Genomic DNA, 22,932 nt, shown 5'->3' on the forward strand with positions numbered 1-22,932 from the left:
GATGAACCTCAACGAACCCCGTGACCTTGCCTCGCTGCTCGAAGCCTTCCTGCTGGCCTCCGGTAAACCGCAATCGCTGGAGCGCCTTTACGAGCTGTTCGAGGAGGCCGAGCGCCCGGCGCCTGCGGTCTTCAAGAAAGCCCTGACGCTGCTGGGCAAGTCCTGTGACAACCGCGCGTTCGAGTTGAAAGAGGTGGCGTCGGGGTACCGCCTGCAGATCCGCGAAAAATTCGCGCCCTGGGTCGGCCGCCTGTGGGAGGAGCGCCCCCAGCGTTATTCCCGCGCCTTGCTCGAAACCATGGCGCTGATCGCCTACCGCCAGCCGATCACCCGGGGCGAGATCGAGGACGTGCGCGGCGTTGCGGTGAACAGCAATATCGTCAAGACGCTGATGGAGCGCGAGTGGATTCGCATCGTGGGCTATCGGGACGTGCCCGGCAAACCTGCGATGTTCGCCACCACCAAGGCGTTTCTCGATCACTTCAACCTGAAAAGCCTGGACGAACTGCCACCCCTGGCTGACCTTCGGGAGATGGAAGCCGAGCCGGTGCTCGATTTCGACGACGCCCCCGTTCCCGCGCATCTGCAGGCCCTGGCCGATGCGGCGCTGGCTGAGGACGGCGAACCCCAGGAGCCCGAAGCGCCCCGGGACGAAACCAGCTTCCGCAGCCTGCTGGCCGAACTGGACACGATGGAGCAGGGCCTCAAGACCGATTTTGATGATTTGCTGGTGGATGAGGATGATCAGGACGCACAGTAGCTTTTTTCGTAGCAGCACGGCTTGCCGGCGGGAGCGGCGTGTCTATGACGAATGTGCCGCCTGACACACCGCTCCCGCCGGCAAGCCGTGCTGCTACGGGTAGAAGGCGTCCACCCATCGGAAGAAATCCCCACGATCCGACGGTTTTCATCTAGTCTCTGATGCGCAACCGGCGCCATCCGCGTATGATGCGCGGCCTTTTGGCGATCCCGTTCGCCAGACACTTCAGATTCGACACACCGGGAGGTGCCCAGATGAGTGAACAAGACAAGCAGGACAAAGAGATCGGCCCAGCAGGCGAGAAACTGCAAAAGGTGCTGGCGCGTATTGGCGTCGGCTCGCGCCGTGACGTCGAGGCCTGGATCGGCGAAGGCCGGATCAAGGTCAACGGCGTACAGGCAAGCCTGGGTCAGCGCGTCGACCTGCACGACGCGATCAGCGTCGATGGTCGCGTCATCAAGCGCGAAGAAGCGGCCGAAACGGTCCGCCGCGTCATCATGTACAACAAGCCCGACGGCGAAATCTGCACCCGTGACGACCCGGAAGGCCGTCCGACCGTATTCGATCGCCTGCCGCGCCCGAAAGAAGGCCGCTGGATCAACATCGGCCGCCTGGACATCAACACCACCGGTCTTCTGATGTTCACCACCGACGGTGAGCTGGCCAACCGCCTGATGCACCCATCGTTCGAGATGGACCGCGAATACGCCGTGCGCGTGCGTGGCGAAGTCGACGACGACATGCTGCTGCGTCTGAAGAACGGCGTGATCCTGGAAGACGGTCCGGCGCGTTTCACCGACATCCAGCAAGCACCGGGCGGCGAAGGCTTCAACCATTGGTACCACTGCGTGGTGATGGAAGGTCGCAACCGCGAAGTCCGTCGCCTGTGGGAATCCCAGGGGCTGGTGGTCAGCCGTCTGAAGCGCGTGCGTTTCGGTCCGGTGTTCCTCAACTCCGACCTGCCGATGGGTCGCTGGCGCGAAATGAGCCAGCAGGAAGTCGACATCCTCAGCGCCGAAGTCGGCCTGACGCCGGTCGCCATGCCGCAGATGAACGCCAAGACCAAGGACAAGCTGGCACGCCTGCAGCGCCAGTCTTCCCGTCCGCTGGGCAAGGGCGAGCGCGTGCGTCAACTGCGTCCGGCCAAGGATGCCGTACCTGCCGAGCGTCCGGCCCGCGAGCCGCGCCTGGCCGATGGCGAGCGTCCAGCACGCAAGCCCGCCGACGGCAGCCGTCCGGCCCGCACACCGCGTCCAGCGGCCGGCGGTCGTAGCGACAGCAGCCGTGGCACGCCAGTGGCCGAGCGTCCGAGCGAGATGAACAAGCGCCCGGCCAAGCCCAAGACCACCCGTCCTGGCATCAAGCTGGTGGACGACGACAAGACCCCGTCGGGCAAGCGTCGCGGCGCCCCGGCAGGTTCGGGCCAGCGCCCGGGCTTCGGTCGTCGCAAGCCTGAGTGATCCTGGCTTGATGTGAACAAACGCCAGTCCCCGTGACTGGCGTTTTTTTTTCTGCGCTGTTTACCCATCGACCCCGCGCCTGCCACGACGGCGTTTGAGGTGTACAATGCGCCGCGTTTTTTCTGTGATCCATCGGCGTATGGACGCCAAACCACTCGGGATTTACCCATCCCGTTTCATTCCGCCACGTCATGAGCGTGTCGGGTTCGATTCCGTCGCAGACAAGAACAATAAGGTGACTTTGCAATGAGTGAACACATGTCCCATTCAGGTGACTTGAAGCGTGGTCTCAAAAGCCGCCACATCCAGCTGATCGCCCTGGGCGGCGCCATCGGCACAGGCTTGTTCCTGGGATCGGCGGGCGTGCTCAAATCGGCGGGTCCGTCGATGATCCTTGGCTATGCCCTGTGTGGCTTCATCGCCTTCATGATCATGCGCCAGTTGGGCGAAATGATCGTCGAAGAGCCGGTGGCCGGGTCCTTCAGCCATTTCGCACACAAATACTGGGGTGGTTTCGCAGGCTTTCTGTCGGGCTGGAACTGCTGGGTGCTGTACATCCTGGTCGGCATGTCGGAACTGACCGCCGTCGGCAAATATGTGCAGTACTGGTGGCCGGAGATCCCGTCGTGGGCCTCGGCCGCAGTCTTTTTCGTGATGATCAACGTGATCAACCTGGCCAACGTCAAGGTGTTCGGCGAGGCCGAGTTCTGGTTCGCGATCATCAAGGTCGTGGCCATTCTGGGCATGATCGCCCTGGGCAGCTACATGCTGGTCAGCGGCAGCGGCGGTCCGCAGGCGTCGGTCAGCAACCTGTGGGAACACGGCGGCTTTTTCCCCAATGGCGCGAGCGGCCTGGTGATGGCGCTGGCGTTCATCATGTTCTCGTTCGGCGGCCTTGAGATGCTCGGCTTCACCGCCGCCGAAGCCGACCAGCCCAAGACCATCATTCCCAAGGCCATCAATCAGGTGATTTACCGCATCCTGATTTTCTACATCGGCTCGCTGGTGGTGCTGCTGTCGCTGACCCCATGGAATGCGCTGCTAGTCGACCTGAACGCGTCGGGCGATGCCTACAGCGGCAGCCCGTTCGTACACGTGTTCTCGATGCTGGGCAGCAACACCGCCGCGCACATTCTCAACTTCGTGGTCCTGACCGCGGCATTGTCGGTGTACAACAGTGGCACCTACTGCAACGCGCGGATGCTCTTCGGCATGGCCGAGCAGGGCGATGCGCCCCGGTCCCTGGCGCGGGTCGATGGCCGTGGGGTGCCGGTGCGGGCGATCCTGGTGTCGGCGGCGGTGACGCTGATCGCCGTGCTGCTCAACTACCTGATCCCGCAGAATGCGCTGGAGCTGCTGATGTCGCTGGTGGTCGCGACGCTGGTCATCAACTGGGCGATGATCAGCTACTCGCACCTCAAGTTCCGCCAGCACATGGCGCGCAAGGGCCTGCAGCCGCTGTTCAAGGCGCTCTGGTACCCATACGGCAACTACCTGTGCCTGGCGTTCGTGGTGCTGATCCTTGGGATCATGCTGATGATTCCGGGCATTCAGGTGTCGGTGTACGCTATCCCGGTGTGGCTGGTGGTGATGTGGGTGTTCTACGTCATCAAGAACAAGCGCCACAGCGACGGCGAATCGATGGCCCAGCGCACATCGATCATCAAGTAAGCACCGAAGGGGCCTGATGCTCATCATCTCCAACAACGTGCACCTGCCTGACAGCGAAGTCGAGCTGACCGCCATTCGCGCCCAGGGCGCGGGCGGGCAGAACGTCAACAAGGTGTCCAGCGCGGTGCACCTGCGCTTTGATATCAACGCCTCGTCACTGCCGCCGTTCTACAAAGAACGGCTGTTGGCGCTCAGTGACAGCCGCATCACCAGCGATGGCGTGATCATCATCAAGGCGCAGCAATACCGCACCCAGGAGCAGAACCGCGCCGATGCGTTGTTGCGTTTGAGCGAGTTGATTGTCAGCGCGGCAAAGGTCGAGAAAAAACGCCGCCCGACCAAGCCGACCCTGGGCTCGAAGACCCGCAGACTGGAAGCCAAGTCCAAGCGCGGGTCGATCAAGGCAGGGCGCGGAAAGATAGATTTCTAATACAACTACGCTCTCGTAGCAGCACGGCTTGCCGGCGGGAGCGGTGTGTCAGACGGCGCATTCGTCACAGACACGCCGCCCCCGCCGGCAAGCCGCGCTGCTACGAGGCGGTTTTCTTCTCCCGCATCACCTGTGCCTGCTTGTACAGGTACACGCTCAACCCCAGCCCACCCAACGACGCCAAGGCCGCGAACAGAAAGATCGACGCGAAGCCAAAGCCCGACGCCACGGCGCCCGCCACCGGCCCGGTGATCCCCAGCGACAGATCGATGAACAACGAATAAGCCCCCACCGCCGCGCCACGGCTGGACGCAGGCACCAGATTCACCGCCTCGACCCCCAGCGCCGGGAACACCAGCGAGAAGCCGAAACCGGTCAGCGCCGCACCGGCCAGCGCAAGATTCGGGTTCGGTGCCAGCCACAGCAACAGCAAGCCCAGTGTTTCGACCGAGAGACAGGCAATCGCCACCCGAAAACCACCCAGGCGGTTGATCATGTTGCCGAACAGCAAACGCGCGCCGATGAAGCAGGCGCCGAACAGGCTCAGGCACAACACGGCGTTGGGCCAGGTGTGGCTGGCGTAGTACAGGGTGATGAAGGTCGCGATGGTGCCGAAGCCGATGGAACCCAGCGCAAGGCCGGTGCCATGGGGCAGCACACGGCCCAGCACATGCAGGAACGGCATGCGTTCGCCGTGCACGATGGGCGCCGGGGTTTTCTTCCAGGCCAGGGCAATGCCCAGCGCGGCCAGCAGGATGATGCTCACGCCCATGGCCCACAAGCCCAGGCTCTTGACCAGCAACACGCCGACGGGGGCGCCGATGGCCAGCGCGCCGTAGCTGGCGATGCCGTTCCAGGAGATGACCTTGGCGGTGTTCGCAGCACCGACGCGGCCGATGCCCCAGCCGATGGAGCCGGAGCCCACCAGGCTTTCCGCACTGCCCAGCACCAGCCGGCCAACGAACAGGCTGATCAGGCTGACCATCGGCCAGGCATCGAGCCATCCCGCGAGCAACATGAACACGCCGCTCAGACCACAGCCGAACAGGCCGATGATCACGGCCTTTTTCGACCCGCGGTTATCGATGATGCGCCCGGCGTACGGACGGCTGAGCAGAGTGGCCAGGTATTGCACGCTGATGACCAGCCCCGCCGTCACGGCGCCAAAACCCAGGTCCGTGTGGACGTAGCCAGGCAAGACCGCCAACGGGATGCCGATGTTGAGGTAGCCGATGAAGGTGAACAGGACGATGGAAACGACCTGCAAGGTGACGGCGATAGGGCGTTGTGTTGCGGCGCTCGAAGCGTCTGACATGAGCATCAATCCACGATTGCACTTGAGAAAAAACAGCGGGGCAGAAACCTGATGGAGCGTAGACGCTTGAAAGCCAGGCGATGCCACATGATAACGAGGCGGGCGTGCCAGTGGCAGCCGAAGGTTGAACCGGGCCTGTACGAAATGGCCTTGTTCGGGGGCGTATTGTTCTGATTATTTGGCGGCGGGCGCCAGGAGTTGCGTGGTGACCAGGGCCGCGAGGGCGTTTTCCTGGGTGCCGAAGCGGGCCAGCAGGGCTTGCTGTTTTTCGGGGCTCAGGCGTGCCCAGATTTCGATCATCTTTTCGGCGGTGCCGATCAGGGCCTGAGCTTGTGTTTCGGTAAATTCGGTCATGCGGTCCATTATCGGAGCAATTCAGCCCTTATGGAAGTACGCCTTGCAGACGCTCTTGCATAGGGGCTGAAAACTTAGCCTTCAGCGTTGGCCTTGGGCTTTCTTGCTATCACCGTCTTTCGCTCCGGCTTTCATCTCGATCGGCTGACCGAGTTCCTGTCGGGCTGCTGCGCTTTGCTGGGTTTGGCTTGGGAAGGGGAAGTTTGGGATTTCATGCATCGTCTGTCGCTCCTCACAAGTTGCTTGGTTCGGTTCGCCGGTTGCGTTGTGCGCGTGTTTGCAAACCGCCCTGAGCTGCCGATCAGGCAGCGCGTCCATAAAACGCAGAGGGAGAATACAGCACATCAAATGACAAACTGACTTTTAATGATGGCCGTTGGTCATGTAGTGGCGATGCGAGGCTACAACCAAAACCACCAGCCACCCCCGAGCCCCGTAGGAGCGCGGTTGCCCGCGATGGCGGTGTGTCAGTTGTTGCATCTGTGGCTGACACACCGCAGTCGCGGGCAAGCGCGCTCCTACAGAGGGGGTCATGGGATTCTGTTAAGCAGGGACCTCACCACCGCCCGGTGAAATGGAGCGATCAACCGCAGATAGCCTTTGCCCACCATCGTATGGGGGTTGACCGTCGATGACACGTAGACGCTTTGCGACTGAGGTTGCGAGATCAGCAGAACCTCGATCGTGACCTCAAAGTGTCGGTCTTCCAGAGTCAGCAGCAGCTTGTCGGCGTCGGACGACAGGACCCGAAAAAAGTCGAAATCGTCCCCAGTGCACACCGCCGCAGGCGGCGTGGTGCGGGAGCTGAATCCTCGGGTAGGCGTCATGCCCAGCCAGCGAACCAGGCCATCGCGAACGGCCAGCAAGCGAATCACCCAGGTCGGTGCTGCGCGGGTCATTTCCAGATAGGCGGCCAGAGGCGCGGTGAACCTTGCAGCCTGGAAGCGGCGTACAAAGCAGTCGCTGTAGTACACGTGGGGAAACAGATTCCCCCGCGAACTTTGCCGAGGGGGTTGTGAGGCCGTGGCGCGAGAAGCGCGAGCATAGCTGACGGCTTCCTCCATGATGATGACTCTCCTTGTGTCAAACAGCCTTGTAGCAGCCCGGGCGGGCGGCGCACGGCTTGCCGGCAGGTTACCCCTGCCGGCAGGTGAAACTACAGAATCAATCCTTGCATACCGCCGCAAACGCCGCTGCCAGCGCATCCAGGCGCGTGGCGTCGATGCCGGCGACGTTGGCGCGGCCGGCGGCGACCATGTAGACGCTGTGTTCCTTGCGCAGGCGGGCGACCTGGTCGTCGCTCATGCCGGTGTAGGAGAACATGCCGCGTTGGACGCCGATGTGGGCGAAGCGCTCACCCAGGCCCAGCGGGGTCAGGGCTTCGACCAGGCCCAGGCGCAGTTGCGCAATGCGGCTGCGCATTTCTTCCACTTCGTCGGCCCACAGGGCCTTGAGCTCCGGGTCCCCGAGGATTTCGGCGACTACGGCAGCGCCGTGATCCGGCGGGTTGGACCACAGGTTGCGTGCGGTGGCCGACAACTGGCTGCGAACGTCTGCCAGTTTTTCGCTGGTGTCGGCGCACACCAGCAGCGCCCCCGTGCGTTCGCGGTACAGGCCGAAGTTCTTCGAACAGGAACTGGTAATCAGCAGCTCCGGCAACTCGGCGGCAAACAGGCGCACCGCCCAGGCGTCCTCCTGCAGGCCGTCGCCGAAGCCCTGATAGGCGAAGTCGATCAGCGGCAGCAGGTTGCGGCGCTTGACGATCTTCAGCACTTCACGCCAGTCGTCGTGGCCCAGGTCAAAGCCGGTGGGGTTGTGGCAGCAGGCGTGCAGCAGGACCACGTCCCCTTCCGGCACGGTGTTCAAGGCTTCCAGCATGGCCGGCACGTTGAGCTTGTTGTCGCTGCCCACGTAGGGATAGTGGCTGACCTTGAGGCCCGCTGCGGCATAGATGGTTTCGTGGATCGGCCAGGTCGGGTCGCTCAGCCAGATGCCTTTGCCGGGCAGGCAATTGGCGATGAAGTCAGCCGAGAGGCGCAGGGCACCGGTGCCACCCGGGGTCTGGGTGGCGCCCACGCGTTTTTGCGCGATCAGCGGCGAGTCTTCGCCCATCACCAGTTCACAGATCAGCGCACCGAATCGCGGCTCGCCATGGCCGCCGATGTAGGTCTTGGTCGGCTGCGAATCCACCAGACGCTGTTCGGCCAGCTTGACCGCTCGGGGAATGGTGGTCAGGCCCTGCGCGTCCTTGTACACGCCAACGCCCAGGTCGAACTTGTTCGGGTTGGGGTCGCTGGCGTAGGCCTGGATCAGGCCAAGAATGGGATCGTCCGGTACGCGCTGAATCTGTGAAAAATGCATTTACTTACGGCCCTCGGCGCCTTTGGCCACCTCGTCGGTGCGGGCGGCCATGATGAAGTCGTTGCGGTGCAGCCCCTTGATCGAGTGGCTCCACCAGGTCACGGTCACCTTGCCCCATTCGGTCAAGAGACCCGGGTGGTGACCTTCGGCTTCGGCAATTTCGCCGACCGCGTTGGTAAACGCCAGCGCAAATTTGAAATTCTTGAAGAGATAGACCTTCTCCAGTTGCATCACGCCATCACGGACTTCGATGTTCCAGTCCGGAATCTGGCGCAGCAGTTCTGGCAATTCGGCTTCGCTGACCTGTGGCGCGTCGGCACGGCAGGCTTCGCAGTGGGCCTGATTCAGCGGGTTTGATTGGGGAGCGGTCATGAAGGTTTTCCTTTGTCAGGCAGCTTTGTTTTTAGGGGGAAAGCGTGGGGCGTGCAGACCCAGTTCGGTGGCGGTGCGCACCATGCCCATGATGTCCTCGTGGGCGAGGTCGAACAGGCGCTTGAGATCCGGCAGCACAAAATAAAGGGGCTGCAGGATGTCGATGCGATACGGCGTGCGCATGGCTTCGATCGGGTCGAAGGCCTGATGTTCAGGTGTAGAGGACAGGCTGTAAACCGTCTCCTTGGGCGATGAGAGGATGCCGCCGCCGTAGATCTTGCGGCCCTGGGCAGTGTCCACCAGGCCAAATTCGATGGTCATCCAGTAGAGACGGGCAAGATACACGCGCTGCTCTTTGCTGGCTGCCAGACCCAGCTTGCCGTATGTGTGGGTAAATTCCGCAAACCAGGGGTTGGTCAGCAGCGGGCAGTGTCCGAAAACTTCATGGAAGATGTCGGGCTCTTGCAGGTAATCCAGTTCTTCCGGGGTACGAATGAAGGTGGCCACGGGAAAGCGCTTGCTGGCCAGCAGTTCGAAGAAGGTCTGAAAGGGGATCAATGCCGGAACGCGGGCAACTTGCCAGCCGGTAGTGGCTTCCAGCACTCGATTGATCTCGGCCAGTTGCGGAATGCGCTCATGGGGCAGGGCCAGTTGCTCGATGCCGTCGAGGTATTCCTGGCAGGCGCGACCTTCGATCACCTTCAACTGACGGGTGATCAAGGTGTTCCACACGCCGTGTTCGGCTTCGGGGTAATGGATGAAGCCGCTGGCGTCGGGTTCTCGGGCGACGTACTGCGTGCTCATGGTGCTCTCCTGAATGGTTTGTTCTTGTTCTTGAGCAATGGGTTGCGGGTTCGTCCCGCTTGTGGATATAGATACCGGTTTGTGTGCCATTTGCCGCGAGGGGGCTGTGACTGGAGGCGCGGGAAATCTGTGTTGCCTGTAAAGAAATCCTGACAGCCATTGGAGGGGGCGCGAAATATCGGCCTTAAATCGCCGCAGACAAGCTTGAACTGTCACGTATTCTTGACGATAAACTTTGACTCATCATAAAAAAGCGTCTGGTGACTATTCCCAGCCCTCAATGAGTCGACTTCCCATGCGCATCAAAGTGCATTGCCAGAACCGCGTCGGCATCCTGCGCGACATTCTAGAACTGCTGGTTTCCTACGGTGTGAACGTTTCCGGCGGGGAGGTGGGCGGCGAATTCGGCGACGCGATCTACCTGCGTTGTCCGAATCTCATCAACCTGCAATTCCAGGCGCTGGGTCCGAAATTCGAAGCGATCCCCGGGGTGTTCGGCGTCAAGCGTGTGGGATTGATGCCCAGCGAGCGTCGGCACATGGAGCTGAACGCCTTGCTGGGCGCGCTGGAGTTTCCGGTGCTGTCCATCGACATGGGCGGTTCCATCGTGGCGGCCAACCGGGCGGCGGCGCAGTTGCTCGGGGTCAGGGTCGATGAAGTGCCGGGCATCCCGCTCTCTCGCTACGCCGAGGATTTCGATCTGCCGCAACTGGTGCGCACCAACCGCTCGCGCATCAACGGGCTGCGGGTAAAAGTGAAGGGTGATGTGTTTCTGGCCGACATCGCGCCGCTGCAATCCGAACACGAAGACAGCGAGGCCATGGCCGGTGCCGTGCTGACGCTGCATCGCGCCGACCGTGTAGGTGAGCACATCTACAACGTGCGCAAGCAGGAGCTGCGCGGCTTCGACAGTATTTTCCAGAGCTCGAAAGTGATGGCCGCCGTGGTTCGCGAAGCCCGGCGCATGGCGCCGCTGGACGCACCGCTACTGATAGAAGGCGAGACTGGCACCGGCAAGGAACTGCTGGCGCGGGCCTGCCACCTGGCGAGCCCGCGCGGCCAGTCGCCGATGATGGCGCTCAACTGCGCGGGGCTTTCCGAGTCGATGGCGGAAACCGAGCTGTTCGGTTACGGCCCCGGCGCTTTCGAGGGCGCGCGGGCGGAGGGCAAGCTGGGGCTGCTGGAACTGACGGCGGGCGGCACGCTGTTTCTCGACGGCGTGGCCGAGATGAGCGCCCGGTTGCAAGCCAAATTATTACGTTACCTGCAGGACGGCTGTTTCCGTCGGGTGGGCAGCGATGAAGAGGTGTTTCTGGATGTGCGGGTGATCTGCGCGACCCAGGTGGACTTGTCCGAATTGTGCGCACGCGGCGAGTTTCGTCAGGATCTCTATCATCGCCTCAATGTGCTGTCGCTGCACATTCCGCCGCTGCGTGAGTGTCTGGATGGCCTCGATCCGCTGGTGCAGCATTTTCTGGATCAGGCCAGCCGCCAGATCGGCTGTCCGCTGCCGGGCATCTCCGCCCCGGCCATGGAGCGCCTGGCCCAGTACCATTGGCCGGGCAACGTGCGGCAACTGGAAAACGTATTGTTTCAGGCGGTGTCGTTGTGCGAGGGCGGGATGGTCAAGGCCGAGCACATTCGCTTGCCCGATTATGGCGTGCGCCAGCCGCTGGGGGATTTCTCCCTTGAAGGCGGGCTTGAAGATATTGTCGGGCGTTTTGAAAAGGCGGTACTTGAACAGCTATATGCGGCGCATCCGAGTAGTCGGTTATTGGGTAAACGACTGGGTGTTTCCCATACGACCATTGCCAATAAGTTGAAACTTTATGGGGTAGGATCAACTTAACGCGTGCCTGTAGGAGTGAGCTTGCTCGCGATAGCGGTATATCTGCCAGATATATTAAGCAGATGTATCGCCATCGCGAGCAAGCTCACTCCTACAGGAGAGTGTGTTCTGTTTAACCGTTACTGCACCCGTTGCCCATCACCAGGTACTCGAGCACGTGGCGCTGGCCATGGGAGTCTTCGTAGGTCATGTGCTGTGGCACCACGTTGCAGACGTTGGGCGTTTCGTCCACGGAGATGACTTTGGCGATGTCCAGGTCGGTCGAGTAGATGTAGTGCTCGACAGGTTGTGCTTGGCTGGAAATTTCACTCGGTCCGTCCTGCGCCATTGCCGCGGCGCTGAAACCACAAAGAGCCATTACAACCAGTGCAGCTTTCATTACAAGTTTCCTCTCGGTTGCTTCATCGCCCCGGGCTGATCGTCAATTGCGCTCGGCCGGGTGCACAAGGCCCTTGTGGGGCCCTGTGAGAAGCCAGTGAACTATCGGTTTAGTTGCCAGATCGACAAGCCGGTGTGGGGGGCTGTTAGTTGTCAATCGTTTGCCGTGTTGGCGAAACGAATTCTAGGCTCGCAGGAAATATTCATATAGAAACCATTTTGATAAAGACTATTGAGCATTCCGGTAACAATCGCGAAATCGACCTTGAAACAGTCGCCGCGCCTAGTTCTTTGGTCGTAGTTCGAATATGAAGATTTGCCGCGCAACGGCCACTTCAGGGCGTTTCGGCGTTATGCTGATGGCCGGTAAGACCATCGTCGAATGGCTTTCGCGGCCATCGGCAGATACAACGGTTGCATACAAAAACAACATTTCCACCGAGGTAAGAAAGATGAGTGCGGCTTCCCTGTACCCCGTTCGCCCTGAAGTGGCAGCCAATACGCTGACAGACGAGGCGACCTACAAGGCCATGTACCAGCAGTCGGTGGTCAACCCCGATGGCTTCTGGCGTGAGCAGGCCAAGCGCCTGGATTGGATCAAGCCTTTCACCACCGTCAAACAGACCTCCTTCGACGATCACCGCGTCGACATCAAGTGGTTCGCCGATGGCACCCTGAACGTTTCCTATAACTGCCTCGACCGTCATCTGGCCGAGCGTGGCGATCAGGTCGCGATCATCTGGGAAGGCGACGACCCTTCCGAAAGCCGCAACATCACCTACCGCGAACTGCATGAAGAAGTCTGCAAGTTCGCCAACGCCCTGCGCGGCCAGGATGTACACCGCGGTGACGTGGTTACCATCTACATGCCGATGATCCCTGAAGCCGTGGTCGCGATGCTGGCCTGTGCCCGTATCGGCGCGATCCACTCGGTGGTGTTCGGCGGCTTCTCCCCCGAGGCGTTGGCCGGTCGCATCATCGACTGCCGCTCCAAGGTGGTCATCACCGCCGACGAAGGCCTGCGTGGCGGCAAGAAGACGGCGCTCAAGGCCAACGTCGACCGCGCCCTGACCAACCCTGAAACCAGCAGCGTGCAGAAAGTCATCGTCTGCAAGCGCACCGGCGGCGATATCGAGTGGAACCGCCATCGCGACATCTGGTACCACACCCTGCTCGAAGTGGCATCGACCACCTGCGCCCCCAAGGAAATGGGCGCCGAAGAGTCGCTGTTCATCCTCTACACCTCCGGTTCCACCGGCAAGCCCAAGGGCGTGCTGCACACCACCGCAGGCTACCTGCTGTACGCCGCGCTGACCCACGAGCGCGTGTTCGACTACAAACCGGGTGAAACCTACTGGTGCACCGCCGACGTGGGCTGGGTCACCGGCCACAGCTACATCGTCTACGGCCCGCTGGCCAACGGTGCGACCACGCTGCTGTTCGAAGGCATTCCGAACTACCCGGACATCACCCGTATGTCGAAGATCATCGACAAGCACAAGGTGAACATCCTCTACACCGCCCCGACCGCCATCCGCGCGATGATGGCCGAAGGCACCAAGGCCGTCGAAGGCGCTGATGGCTCGAGCCTGCGCCTGCTGGGTTCGGTGGGCGAGCCGATCAACCCGGAAGCCTGGAACTGGTACTACAACACCGTCGGCAAGCAGAACTGCCCGATTGTCGACACCTGGTGGCAGACCGAAACCGGCGGCATCCTCATCAGCCCGCTGCCAGGCGCCACGGCCCTCAAGCCGGGCTCGGCGACCCGTCCGTTCTTCGGCGTGATCCCGGCGCTTGTGGACAACCTGGGCAACCTGATCGAGGGCGCGGCCGAAGGCAACCTGGTGATTCTCGATTCGTGGCCTGGCCAGTCGCGCAGCCTGTACGGCGACCACGACCGTTTCGTCGACACCTACTTCAAGACCTTCCGCGGCATGTACTTCACCGGCGACGGCGCCCGTCGCGATGAAGACGGCTACTACTGGATCACCGGCCGGGTGGACGACGTGCTCAACGTATCCGGCCACCGCATGGGCACCGCCGAGATCGAGAGCGCGATGGTTGCGCACCCGAAAGTCGCCGAAGCCGCAGTGGTCGGGGTGCCTCACGACCTGAAAGGGCAGGGCATCTATGTCTACGTGACGTTGAACGGTGGCGAGGTGCCGGACGAGGCGCTGCGCATCGAACTGCGCAACTGGGTGCGCAAGGAGATTGGCCCGATTGCCTCGCCTGACGTGATTCAGTGGGCGCCGGGCCTGCCCAAGACCCGCTCGGGCAAGATCATGCGCCGCATCCTGCGCAAGATCGCCACCGGTGAGTACGATCAACTGGGCGATATCTCGACCCTGGCCGATCCGGGCGTCGTGGCCCATCTGGTGGAAACCCACAAGACCATGAACGTCGCCTGACGCTCGTACGTCCCGAACGCCCCGCCCGGTGAAAGCCGCGCGGGGCTTTTTTTCGTATACCTGCTCGGGACTCACCCGGATTTCTGATATTGCGACGACCCCTGTGGGAGTGAGCTTGCTCACGAAGGGGGCGGTACATCCGCTGTATCTCCATCGCTCATGCATCCGTCTTCGTGGGCGAGCCCACTCCCACAGGGATTAGTGCAAGCCCGATACCACGGGAATACGCACAGGCGGACACGTTGAAAAAAAATCGGGATATATCGATTTGTTACCGCCCACCCCAGTGTCGTGGCGATGCATGAGCGGTTGAGGCCTTTGACCCCGAAACCCCTGCAACTCATCGCCCCAAAGCCATCACTGGCCACGCTGGACTTGCCGGATTAGAAGGCTTTGCCAATAATGGGCGCGTTATTTGCTTCGTTGATAGGTTTGCTCTCGTCGCTCCTTGCATATTGTTCTGGAGCTGTCAATCAGGCTGAATGGCTTTCTCGGTGCTTCTGTAACTAGTTGTCGCATTGAAGAAATATCGACTTAAAGCCTGCCGCTAAAATGCCGATCACTCGCCGAAGGCTTGTCGGGCCATGAACCCGCCAGCGCCTCGCGTCGCAATTTCAGATAGTCCTTCTGCTCATCGGGCGTTACCGCCCATGGTCACTTGTCGCGTTTTACCGATGGAGTTCCAAGAATGAAAAAGCTCATGCTGCTGGGCGCACTGGCGCTGTCCGTACTGGTACAGCCTGCGTTCGCTGATGAAAAACCCCTGAAGATCGGTATCGAAGCGGCGTACCCTCCATTCGCCTCCAAGGCGCCGGACGGCAGCATCGTGGGTTTTGACTACGACATCGGCAACGCCCTGTGCGAAGAGATGAAGGTCAAGTGCGTGTGGGTCGAGCAGGAGTTCGACGGCCTGATCCCGGCGCTCAAGGTGCGCAAGATCGACGCCATCCTGTCCTCGATGTCCATCACCGACGATCGCAAGCAGTCAGTGGACTTCACCAACAAGTACTACAACACCCCGGCCCGTCTGGTCATGAAGCAGGGCACTGTCCTGGGCGACAACCTGGCTGAAATCAAGGGCAAGAACATCGGCGTGCAGCGTGGCTCGATCCACGAGCGTTTCGCCAAGGAAGTCCTGGCTCCCCTGGGCGCCGAGATCAAGCCATACAGCTCGCAGAACGAAATCTACCTGGACATCGGCGCCGGTCGCCTGGACGGTACCGTAGCGGACGCCACCCTGCTGCAGGACGGTTTCCTGAACACCGATTCGGGCAAGGGCTACGCTTTCGTGGGCCCTGCCTTCACCGACGTCAAATACTTCGGCGACGGCGTAGGCATCGCGGTGCGCAAGGGTGACAAGGCCGATCTGGACAAGATCAACGCCGCCATCGCCGCCATCCGTGCCAACGGCAAATACAAGGCTATCCAGGACAAGTACTTCAACTTCGACATCTACGGCAAGTAAGTCGACGTTCGTCCGTAATGGCGCAATCAGCGGGATCTTCATCCTTCTGATCGCGCCATTTTTCTATCCCGCGCTCGAGGGCCACACTACATGTTGAAAGGCTACGGAGCCGTCATTCTCGACGGTGCATGGCTGACCCTGCAGCTCGCCCTGTGCTCCATGGCACTGGCCATCGTGCTCGGTCTGGTCGGCGTGTCCCTGCGTCTGTCGCCGGTGCGCTGGCTGGCCTGGCTGGGCGACCTGTATTCCACCGTCATTCGTGGCATTCCCGATCTGGTGCTGATCCTGCTGATTTTCTATGGCGGCCAGGACCTGCTCAACCGCGTCGCGCCGTTGCTCGGCCACGACGACTACATCGACCTGAACCCGCTGATGGCCGGTATCGGCACGCTGGGCTTCATTTTCGGTGCGTATCTTTCGGAAACCTTCCGCGGCGCCTTCATGGCCATTCCCAAGGGGCAGGCCGAAGCCGGCATGGCTTATGGCATGAGCAGCGGCCGGGTATTTTTCCGCATCCTGGTGCCGCAGATGATCCGTCTGGCGATTCCGGGCTTCACCAATAACTGGCTGGTTCTGACCAAGGCCACTGCGCTGATCTCCGTAGTCGGCCTGCAAGACATGATGTTCAAGGCCAAGCAGGCGGCGGACGCCACCCGCGAACCCTTCACTTTCTTCCTCGCAGTCGCGGCCATGTACCTGGTGATCACCAGTGTCTCGCTGCTGGTACTGCGCTACATCGAAAAACGCTACTCGGCCGGCGTAAGGGTGGCAGACCTATGATCTTCGATTACAACGTGGTCTGGGACAGCCTGCCGCTGTATTTCGGCGGCCTGTTGATTACCCTCAAGCTGCTCGCGCTGTCGCTGTTCTTCGGACTGCTGGCGGCCTTGCCGCTGGCCCTGATGCGCGTCTCGAAAGTCGCCTGGGTCAATCTGCTGGCCTGGAGCTACACCTACGTGATTCGCGGCACGCCGATGCTGGTGCAGTTGTTCCTGATCTACTACGGCCTGGCGCAGTTCGAAGCCGTGCGCGAGAGCTTCCTGTGGCCATGGCTGTCCAGCGCGACCTTCTGCGCGTGCCTTGCCTTTGCGATCAACACCAGCGCCTACACCGCCGAGATCATCGCCGGCAGCCTCAAGTCCACCCCGCCGGGCGAGATCGAAGCGGCGCGGGCCATGGGCATGTCCAAGGCCAAGATGTACCGCCGCATCCTGCTGCCATCGGCTTTGCGCCGGGCGCTGCCGCAGTACAGCAACGAAGTCATCATGATGCTGCAGACCACGAGTCTGGCCTCCATCGTCACCCTGATCGACATCACCGGCGCGGCGCGCACGGTGAACGCGCAGTTCTATCTGCCGTTCGAGGCGTACATCACGGCGGGCGTGTTCTACCTGTGCCTGACCTTCATTCTGGTGAAACTGTTCAAGCTGGCCGAGCGCCGCTGGCTCGGTTACCTCGCACCGAGGAAGCACTGACATGCAACGCATCGATCATCGACTGCCCTGGAGCACCCTGGGGACCGAGCGCACGCTGAGTGTGTTCCGTTTCGGTCAGGGCGAGCGCAAGGTCTACATCCAGGCCAGCCTGCACGCCGACGAACTGCCGGGCATGCGCACTGCCTGGGAATTGAAGCAGCGCCTGGCAAAGCTTGAAGAGCAGGGCATGCTCAACGGCGTCATCGAGCTGGTTCCGGTGGCCAACCCCATCGGCCTTGGGCAGTTGCTGCAAGGCAATCACCAGGGGCGTTTCGAATACGGCAGCGGCAAGAATTTCAACCGCGATTTCACCGAGCTGAGCGAGCCGGTGGCGCAGATGCTCGATGGCAAGCTGGGCGACGATCCGCGGGCCAACATCAAGCTGATTCGCCAGGCCATGGCCGATGTGCTCGACCAGTTGCCGCCTGCGGGCAGCGAACTGGCAGGCATGCATCGTGTGCTCCTGAGCCACGCCTGCAACGCCGACATTGTGCTCGACCTGCACTGCGACACCGACGCCTCGCTGCACATGTACGCGCTGCCCCAGCACTGGCCGCAGTGGCGTTCGCTGTCGGCCTACCTGGGTGTCAGTGTCGGCCTGCTGGCTGAAGACTCCGGCGGCAGTTCGTTCGACGAAGCCTGCTCGCTGCCGTGGCTGCGGCTGGCGAAGAAATTCCCCGAGGCACAGATCCCGCTGGCCTGCATGTCCACCACCCTTGAACTGGGCGGGCAGTCCAATACCGGCAAAGTCGAGGCGCAAGCCTATGCCGAAGGCATTCTGGCGTTTCTCGCCGGGCACGGCCTGATCAGCGGCGAGTGGCCACAACCGGCCCACGAGCCGTGCGAAGGCATGCCGTTCGAAGGCACCGAAATGATCTACGCGCCGCACACCGGCGTGCTGACTTTCCTGCGCGAAGCAGGCGAGTGGGTCGAGCCGGGCGAGCCGCTGTTCGAGGTCGTCGATCCGCTGAACGACCGTGCGACCACCGTCTGCGCCGGCACCGCCGGGGTGCTGTTCGCCATCGAAAAACTGCGTTACGCCCAGCCGGGCTACTGGATGGCCAAGGTGGCGGGGCGTACTCCGCTGCGTTCCGGCCGCCTGCTCAGCGACTGATTACTTGTGAGAACCGAAACCATGAACAAACTGGAAGTCCAGGACCTGCACAAGTGCTATGGCAGTCACGAAGTGCTCAAAGGCGTTTCGCTGACGGCCAAAGCGGGCGATGTGATCAGCATCATCGGCTCCAGCGGCTCGGGCAAAAGTACCTTTCTGCGCTGCATCAACCTGCTGGAACAGCCCAAATCCGGCCGCATCCTGCTCAACAACGAAGAGCTGAAGCTGGTGGCCAACAAGGACGGCGGCCTCAAGGCGGCCGACCCCAAGCAGCTACAACGCATGCGTTCGCGCTTGTCGATGGTGTTTCAGCACTTCAACCTGTGGTCGCACATGACAGCGCTGGAGAACATCATCGAAGCACCGATCCATGTCCTGGGCGTGCCGAAGAAAGAAGCCCTGGAAAAGGCCGAGCATTACCTGAACAAGGTCGGCGTGGCCCATCGCAAGGACGCCTACCCGGGGCACATGTCCGGTGGCGAGCAGCAGCGCGTGGCGATTGCCCGGGCGCTGGCGATGGAACCTGAGGTCATGCTGTTCGACGAACCGACGTCCGCGCTGGACCCTGAACTGGTCGGTGACGTGTTGAAGGTCATGCAGGCGCTGGCTCAGGAAGGTCGCACCATGGTCGTGGTGACCCACGAGATGGGCTTTGCCCGCGAAGTGTCCAACCAGCTGATTTTCCTGCACAAGGGCCTGATCGAAGAGAGCGGCGACCCTCGCGAGGTGCTGGTCAATCCGAAATCGGAACGTCTGCAGCAGTTCCTGTCCGGTAGCCTGAAATAACGATTCGCCCGTTTTCAACGGTGCGTTTTGTGAGAGAACAGTTCATGCTGCGCGTCATTCAGCTCGCCGCCATCAACTGAACGCAACAGATTTTGCACGCCCTGCGTGTGACCCATAAAAAATTGCGACACGTTCCGGATTGCACGACATGACTGCCCATCGAATCGGATTTCTTATCTGGCCCGGCACCAAGGCCCTGACCCTGGCGCTGGCCGAAGAAGCCCTGCGTGTCGCGCAGCGGGTGCATCCGGAAGTGGTCTATGAGCTGTCGTTCCTGCAGGCCGAACCACCGGTCGAAGGCGCCGCCTGGCAGTTGCCGGGCGAGCCCTGGGCGGGGCGTCTTGAAGGCTGCCAGAAGGTGTTTCTGGTCGCCGACGAGCCACCGGCGCCGATGGCGTCTGCGCTGGCTGGCGCGCTCAAGCAACTGGTGCGCGCAGGCTGTGTGATCGGCGGGCTGTCGGCGGGTGTCTATCCGCTGGCGCAACTGGGCCTTCTCGATGGCTATAGGGCGGCAGTGCACTGGCGCTGGCAGGATGATTTCGCCGAGCGCTTCCCGAAAGTCATCGCTACCAGCCATCTGTTCGACTGGGATCGCGATCGTCTGACGGCCTGCGGCGGGATGTCCGTACTGGACCTGCTGCTGGCCGTGCTCGCCCGCGATCACGGTGCCGAGCTTGCCGGTGCGGTGTCGGAAGAACTGGTAGTGGAGCGCATTCGCGAGGGCGGCGAGCGTCAGCGCATTCCGTTGCAGAACCGTCTGGGTTCGAGCCACCCGAAGCTGACCCAGGCCGTGCTGTTGATGGAAGCCAACATCGAAGAGCCGCTGACCACCGACGAAATCGCCCAGCATGTGTGTGTTTCGCGCAGGCAACTGGAGCGCATCTTCAAGCAGTACCTCAACCGTGTGCCGAGCCAGTATTACCTGGAGCTGCGCCTGAACAAGGCCCGGCAGATGCTGATGCAGACCAGCAAGTCGATCATCCAGATCGGCCTGTCGTGCGGCTTCTCCTCGGGCCCGCACTTCTCCAGCGCCTATCGCAACTTCTTCGGCGCCACCCCCCGCGAAGACCGCAACCAGCGCCGCAGCAGCAGCCCGTTCGAACTGTCGTCGGTGCCTGCCGAGCGCGGTTGACACTCTGCAAATCGATCCCCTGCAGGAGCGCGCTTGCCCGCGAATGCGATCTGCCTGGTGGGGATGTGCTGTCTGACACGACCCCGTCGCGGGCAAGCGCACTCCTACAGATGTCCATGTCGGACAATTCAAATCCACACAACGCTGCTACTGCGCGCCGCTAACGTTTAAACTGCGCCTTTCCGAAGCATTTTGTCGCATTGCCGAAAGCCTCTGAAAAAGCCGGTTTTGCGCTATAAGAAGTTGTCGCTTGGCGGCAAGGCCGCGCTCAAATCAGTCCTTACAATCCTTCCATCGCTCGCCAGTCCCAGGCAGGCGTTCCTCTTCAGGAGACTCCGATGTCCGTTGAGCAAGTACCGGTGCAACGTGCCGATTTCGACCAGGTGATGGTCCCCAACTACGCTCCCGCAGCGTTCATTCCGGTACGCGGCCAGGGTTCCCGCGTGTGGGACCAGGCGGGGCGCGAGTTGATCGATTTCTCCGGCGGCATCGCGGTCAACGTACTGGGCCACGCCCACCCTGCGCTGGTCGGTGCACTCACCGAACAGGCCAACAAGCTGTGGCATGTCTCCAACGTATTCACCAACGAGCCTGCGCTGCGCCTGGCCAAGAAACTGGTCGACGCCACCTTCGCCGAGCGTGTGTTCTTCTGTAACTCGGGCGCTGAAGCCAACGAAGCGGCCTTCAAGCTGGCCCGTCGCGTGGCTCACGACCTGTACGGCACCGAGAAGTATGAAATCGTCGCGGCGCTGAACAGCTTCCACGGTCGCACCCTGTTCACCGTGAGCGTGGGCGGCCAGCCGAAGTACTCCGACGGCTTCGGCCCGAAAATCACCGGCATCACCCACGTGCCTTACAACGATCTGGAAGCACTGAAGGCAGCGGTCAGCGACAAGACCTGCGCCGTGGTGCTGGAGCCGATCCAGGGCGAGGGCGGTGTACTGCCAGCCGAGCTTGAATACCTGCAAGGCGCGCGCAAGCTGTGTGACGAGCACAACGCACTGTTGGTGTTCGACGAAGTCCAGAGCGGCATGGGCCGTAGCGGCCATCTGTTCGCCTACATGCATTACGGCGTGACCCCGGACATCCTCTCCAGCGCCAAGAGCATCGGCGGCGGCTTCCCGATGGCGGCCATGCTGACCACCGAGAAACTGGCCAAGCACCTGGCTGTCGGCGTGCACGGCACCACCTACGGCGGCAACCCGCTCGCCTGCTCGGTGGGCGAGGCGGTGATCGATGTCATCAACACCCCCGAGGTGCTGGCGGGTGTCACTGCCAAGCACGAACTGTTCAAGGCGCGCCTCGAGAAGATCGGCCAGCAATATGGCGTGTTCAGCGAAGTGCGCGGGATGGGCCTGCTGATCGGTGCGGTGCTGACTGACGCCTGGAAGGGCAAGGCGAAGGACTTCTTCAACGCTGCCGAACAGGAAAACCTGATGATCCTGCAGGCAGGTCCTGACGTTGTGCGCTTCGCGCCGAGCCTGGTGATCGAGGATGCCGACATCATCGAAGGCCTGGACCGTTTCGAGCGTGCCGTGGCGAAGCTGACCAAAGCCTGACCCGCGCCACATATCTCCTGTAGGAGTGAGCTTGCTCGCGATAGCGATTTGTCAGATACATCCGTTTTGTCTGGCACACCGCAATCGCGAGCAAGCTCACTCCTACAGGGTGCGATGCAGTCTCGTGATTTTTTTTCTCATGCCGGATTTCACCGGCCTGTTTTTTCTCAAGGAGTGACACCATGCTGGTGATGCGCCCTGCGCAAATGGCTGATCTGAGCGAGGTTCAACGCCTGGCCGCAGACAGTCCGATTGGTGTCACGTCCCTGCCGGATGACGCTGGACGTCTGGGTGACAAGATCGCCGCTTCCGAAGCGTCGTTCGCCGCCGAGGTCAGTTTCAATGGCGAGGAAACCTATTTCTTCGTGCTCGAAGACACCGAATCCGGGCGTCTGGTGGGCTGTTCCGGAATCGTTGCCTCGGCCGGTTATTCCGAGCCGTTCTACAGTTTCCGCAACGAGACCTTCGTTCATGCCTCCCGCGAACTGAAGATCCACAACAAGATCCACGTGCTCTCCCAGTGCCATGACCTGACCGGCAACAGCCTGCTGACCAGCTTCTACGTGCTGCCCGAACTGGTGGGCACCTTGTGGTCGGAGCTCAACTCCCGTGCGCGCCTGCTGTTCGTGGCTGCTCACCCCGAGCGCTTCGCCGACTCGATCGTCACCGAGATCGTCGGCTACAGCGACGAAAACGGCGACTCGCCGTTCTGGGACGCCATCGGTCGCAACTTCTTCGACCTCAACTACGCCGAAGCCGAGCGTATCTGTGGGCTCAAGAGCCGCACGTTCCTCGCCGAACTGATGCCGCATTACCCGATCTACGTGCCGCTGCTGCCGGACGAAGCCCAGGAATCCATGGGCCAGGTCCACCCGCGCGCGCAGATCACCTTCGACATCCTGATGCGCGAAGGCTTCGAGACCGACCATTACATCGACATCTTCGACGGCGGGCCCACCCTGCATGCGCGCACCTCTGGCATTCGTTCGATTGCCCAGAGCCGCGTGGTGCCGGTCAAAGTCGACACCGTTGCCAGCGGCGATGCGGTGAAGGGCGGCCGTCCATACCTGGTCGCCAACAGCCAGTTGCAGGACTACCGCGCCGTGATGCTGGAACTGGACTGGGTACCTGGCAAGCCGGTGACCCTGAGCCTGGCTGCCGCCGAGGCGCTGGGTGTCGGTGAAGGTGCCAGCGTGCGCATCGTCGCGGTTTGACAGTTGAGTCATCGGCAACCCCTTG

The 22,932-nt window shown here is 61.6% G+C and carries 21 protein-coding genes; 14 read left to right on the forward strand and 7 right to left on the reverse strand.

Features of this window, described 5'->3' with window-relative positions:
- Window position 1 precedes the first annotated feature (1 nt).
- The 4 genes from scpB (at window position 2) to arfB (ending at window position 4,321) form a co-directional block, all read left to right on the forward strand.
- Window positions 2-760 carry an SMC-Scp complex subunit ScpB gene (gene scpB, locus NPS29_RS19755; RefSeq protein ID WP_274134491.1) on the forward strand — a complete coding sequence of 253 codons (759 nt, stop codon included), beginning with the start codon at window positions 2-4 and terminating at the stop codon, window positions 758-760.
- A gap of 254 nt (window positions 761-1,014) precedes the next feature.
- Window positions 1,015-2,220, forward strand: a complete 1,206-nt coding sequence (gene rluB, locus NPS29_RS19760; RefSeq protein ID WP_274134493.1) for a 23S rRNA pseudouridine(2605) synthase RluB — start codon at window positions 1,015-1,017, stop codon at window positions 2,218-2,220.
- Window positions 2,221-2,466: 246 nt separating this feature from the next.
- Window positions 2,467-3,891, forward strand: coding sequence for an amino acid permease (locus NPS29_RS19765; protein WP_274134495.1), 1,425 nt, complete (start codon window positions 2,467-2,469; stop codon window positions 3,889-3,891).
- Between the two features lie 16 nt (window positions 3,892-3,907).
- Window positions 3,908-4,321 (forward strand): alternative ribosome rescue aminoacyl-tRNA hydrolase ArfB, encoded by a 414-nt coding sequence (arfB, locus tag NPS29_RS19770; RefSeq protein WP_274134497.1) that lies wholly within the window; start codon window positions 3,908-3,910, stop codon window positions 4,319-4,321.
- Window positions 4,322-4,421: 100 nt separating this feature from the next.
- On the opposite strand, the gene NPS29_RS19775 is transcribed toward arfB, so the two are convergent.
- The 6 genes from NPS29_RS19775 to phhA form a co-directional block, all read right to left on the reverse strand.
- Window positions 4,422-5,636 carry an MFS transporter gene (locus tag NPS29_RS19775; RefSeq protein ID WP_274134499.1) on the reverse strand — a complete coding sequence of 405 codons (1,215 nt, stop codon included), beginning with the start codon at window positions 5,634-5,636 and terminating at the stop codon, window positions 4,422-4,424.
- A gap of 174 nt (window positions 5,637-5,810) precedes the next feature.
- Complete coding sequence (locus tag NPS29_RS19780) at window positions 5,811-5,990, reverse strand: hypothetical protein (protein ID WP_274134501.1); 180 nt, start codon at window positions 5,988-5,990, stop codon at window positions 5,811-5,813.
- Between the two features lie 530 nt (window positions 5,991-6,520).
- A complete protein-coding gene (locus tag NPS29_RS19785) occupies window positions 6,521-7,054 on the reverse strand; it encodes a DUF2867 domain-containing protein (protein ID WP_274134503.1) in 534 nt (177 codons plus the stop codon).
- 100 nt (window positions 7,055-7,154) lie between these two features.
- Window positions 7,155-8,351 carry an amino acid aminotransferase gene (locus NPS29_RS19790; protein ID WP_274134505.1) on the reverse strand — a complete coding sequence of 399 codons (1,197 nt, stop codon included), beginning with the start codon at window positions 8,349-8,351 and terminating at the stop codon, window positions 7,155-7,157.
- Complete coding sequence (locus NPS29_RS19795) at window positions 8,352-8,723, reverse strand: 4a-hydroxytetrahydrobiopterin dehydratase (RefSeq protein WP_274134506.1); 372 nt, start codon at window positions 8,721-8,723, stop codon at window positions 8,352-8,354.
- Window positions 8,724-8,738: 15 nt separating this feature from the next.
- Window positions 8,739-9,527 (reverse strand): phenylalanine 4-monooxygenase, encoded by a 789-nt coding sequence (phhA, locus tag NPS29_RS19800; protein ID WP_274134508.1) that lies wholly within the window; start codon window positions 9,525-9,527, stop codon window positions 8,739-8,741.
- Between the two features lie 295 nt (window positions 9,528-9,822).
- On the opposite strand from phhA, the gene NPS29_RS19805 reads away from it, so the two are divergent.
- Entirely contained in the window at window positions 9,823-11,376 is a 1,554-nt protein-coding gene (locus NPS29_RS19805) for a sigma-54-dependent transcriptional regulator (RefSeq protein ID WP_274134509.1), read from the forward strand.
- Window positions 11,377-11,488: 112 nt separating this feature from the next.
- Here the strand turns inward: NPS29_RS19805 and NPS29_RS19810 are convergent, their stop codons facing one another.
- A complete protein-coding gene (locus NPS29_RS19810) occupies window positions 11,489-11,755 on the reverse strand; it encodes a DUF2790 domain-containing protein (protein WP_274134510.1) in 267 nt (88 codons plus the stop codon).
- 451 nt (window positions 11,756-12,206) lie between these two features.
- Here NPS29_RS19810 and acs point away from each other — a divergent pair, with 451 nt between their 5' ends.
- The 9 genes from acs to aruF all read left to right on the forward strand — a co-directional run bounded on the left by acs (window position 12,207) and on the right by aruF (window position 22,907).
- Window positions 12,207-14,162 carry an acetate--CoA ligase gene (gene acs, locus NPS29_RS19815; protein ID WP_274134512.1) on the forward strand — a complete coding sequence of 652 codons (1,956 nt, stop codon included), beginning with the start codon at window positions 12,207-12,209 and terminating at the stop codon, window positions 14,160-14,162.
- A 688-nt stretch (window positions 14,163-14,850) separates the two neighbouring features.
- On the forward strand, window positions 14,851-15,627 hold the full coding sequence (locus NPS29_RS19820) for an ABC transporter substrate-binding protein (protein ID WP_274134515.1): 777 nt from the start codon (window positions 14,851-14,853) through the stop codon (window positions 15,625-15,627).
- Window positions 15,628-15,717: 90 nt separating this feature from the next.
- Entirely contained in the window at window positions 15,718-16,407 is a 690-nt protein-coding gene (locus NPS29_RS19825; protein WP_274134516.1) for an ABC transporter permease, read from the forward strand.
- Window positions 16,404-17,102 carry an ABC transporter permease gene (locus tag NPS29_RS19830; RefSeq protein WP_274134517.1) on the forward strand — a complete coding sequence of 233 codons (699 nt, stop codon included), beginning with the start codon at window positions 16,404-16,406 and terminating at the stop codon, window positions 17,100-17,102. The genes NPS29_RS19825 and NPS29_RS19830 overlap by 4 nt, the downstream gene beginning before the upstream one ends.
- 1 nt (window position 17,103) lies before the next feature.
- Window positions 17,104-18,216: a succinylglutamate desuccinylase/aspartoacylase family protein gene (locus tag NPS29_RS19835; protein WP_274134518.1), complete on the forward strand. Its 1,113-nt coding sequence runs from the start codon at window positions 17,104-17,106 to the stop codon at window positions 18,214-18,216.
- A 21-nt stretch (window positions 18,217-18,237) separates the two neighbouring features.
- Window positions 18,238-19,002, forward strand: a complete 765-nt coding sequence (locus tag NPS29_RS19840; RefSeq protein WP_274134519.1) for an ABC transporter ATP-binding protein — start codon at window positions 18,238-18,240, stop codon at window positions 19,000-19,002.
- Between the two features lie 148 nt (window positions 19,003-19,150).
- Window positions 19,151-20,134: a transcriptional regulator ArgR gene (gene argR, locus NPS29_RS19845; RefSeq protein ID WP_274134520.1), complete on the forward strand. Its 984-nt coding sequence runs from the start codon at window positions 19,151-19,153 to the stop codon at window positions 20,132-20,134.
- A 338-nt stretch (window positions 20,135-20,472) separates the two neighbouring features.
- On the forward strand, window positions 20,473-21,693 hold the full coding sequence (locus NPS29_RS19850) for an aspartate aminotransferase family protein (RefSeq protein ID WP_274134521.1): 1,221 nt from the start codon (window positions 20,473-20,475) through the stop codon (window positions 21,691-21,693).
- Window positions 21,694-21,875: 182 nt separating this feature from the next.
- Window positions 21,876-22,907, forward strand: a complete 1,032-nt coding sequence (gene aruF / locus NPS29_RS19855) for an arginine/ornithine succinyltransferase subunit alpha (protein ID WP_274134523.1) — start codon at window positions 21,876-21,878, stop codon at window positions 22,905-22,907.
- The last annotated feature ends 25 nt before the right edge of the window (window positions 22,908-22,932 follow it).

It is taken from the genome of Pseudomonas putida, assembly GCF_028682175.1.
Classification (GTDB): domain Bacteria; phylum Pseudomonadota; class Gammaproteobacteria; order Pseudomonadales; family Pseudomonadaceae; genus Aquipseudomonas; species Aquipseudomonas putida_AD.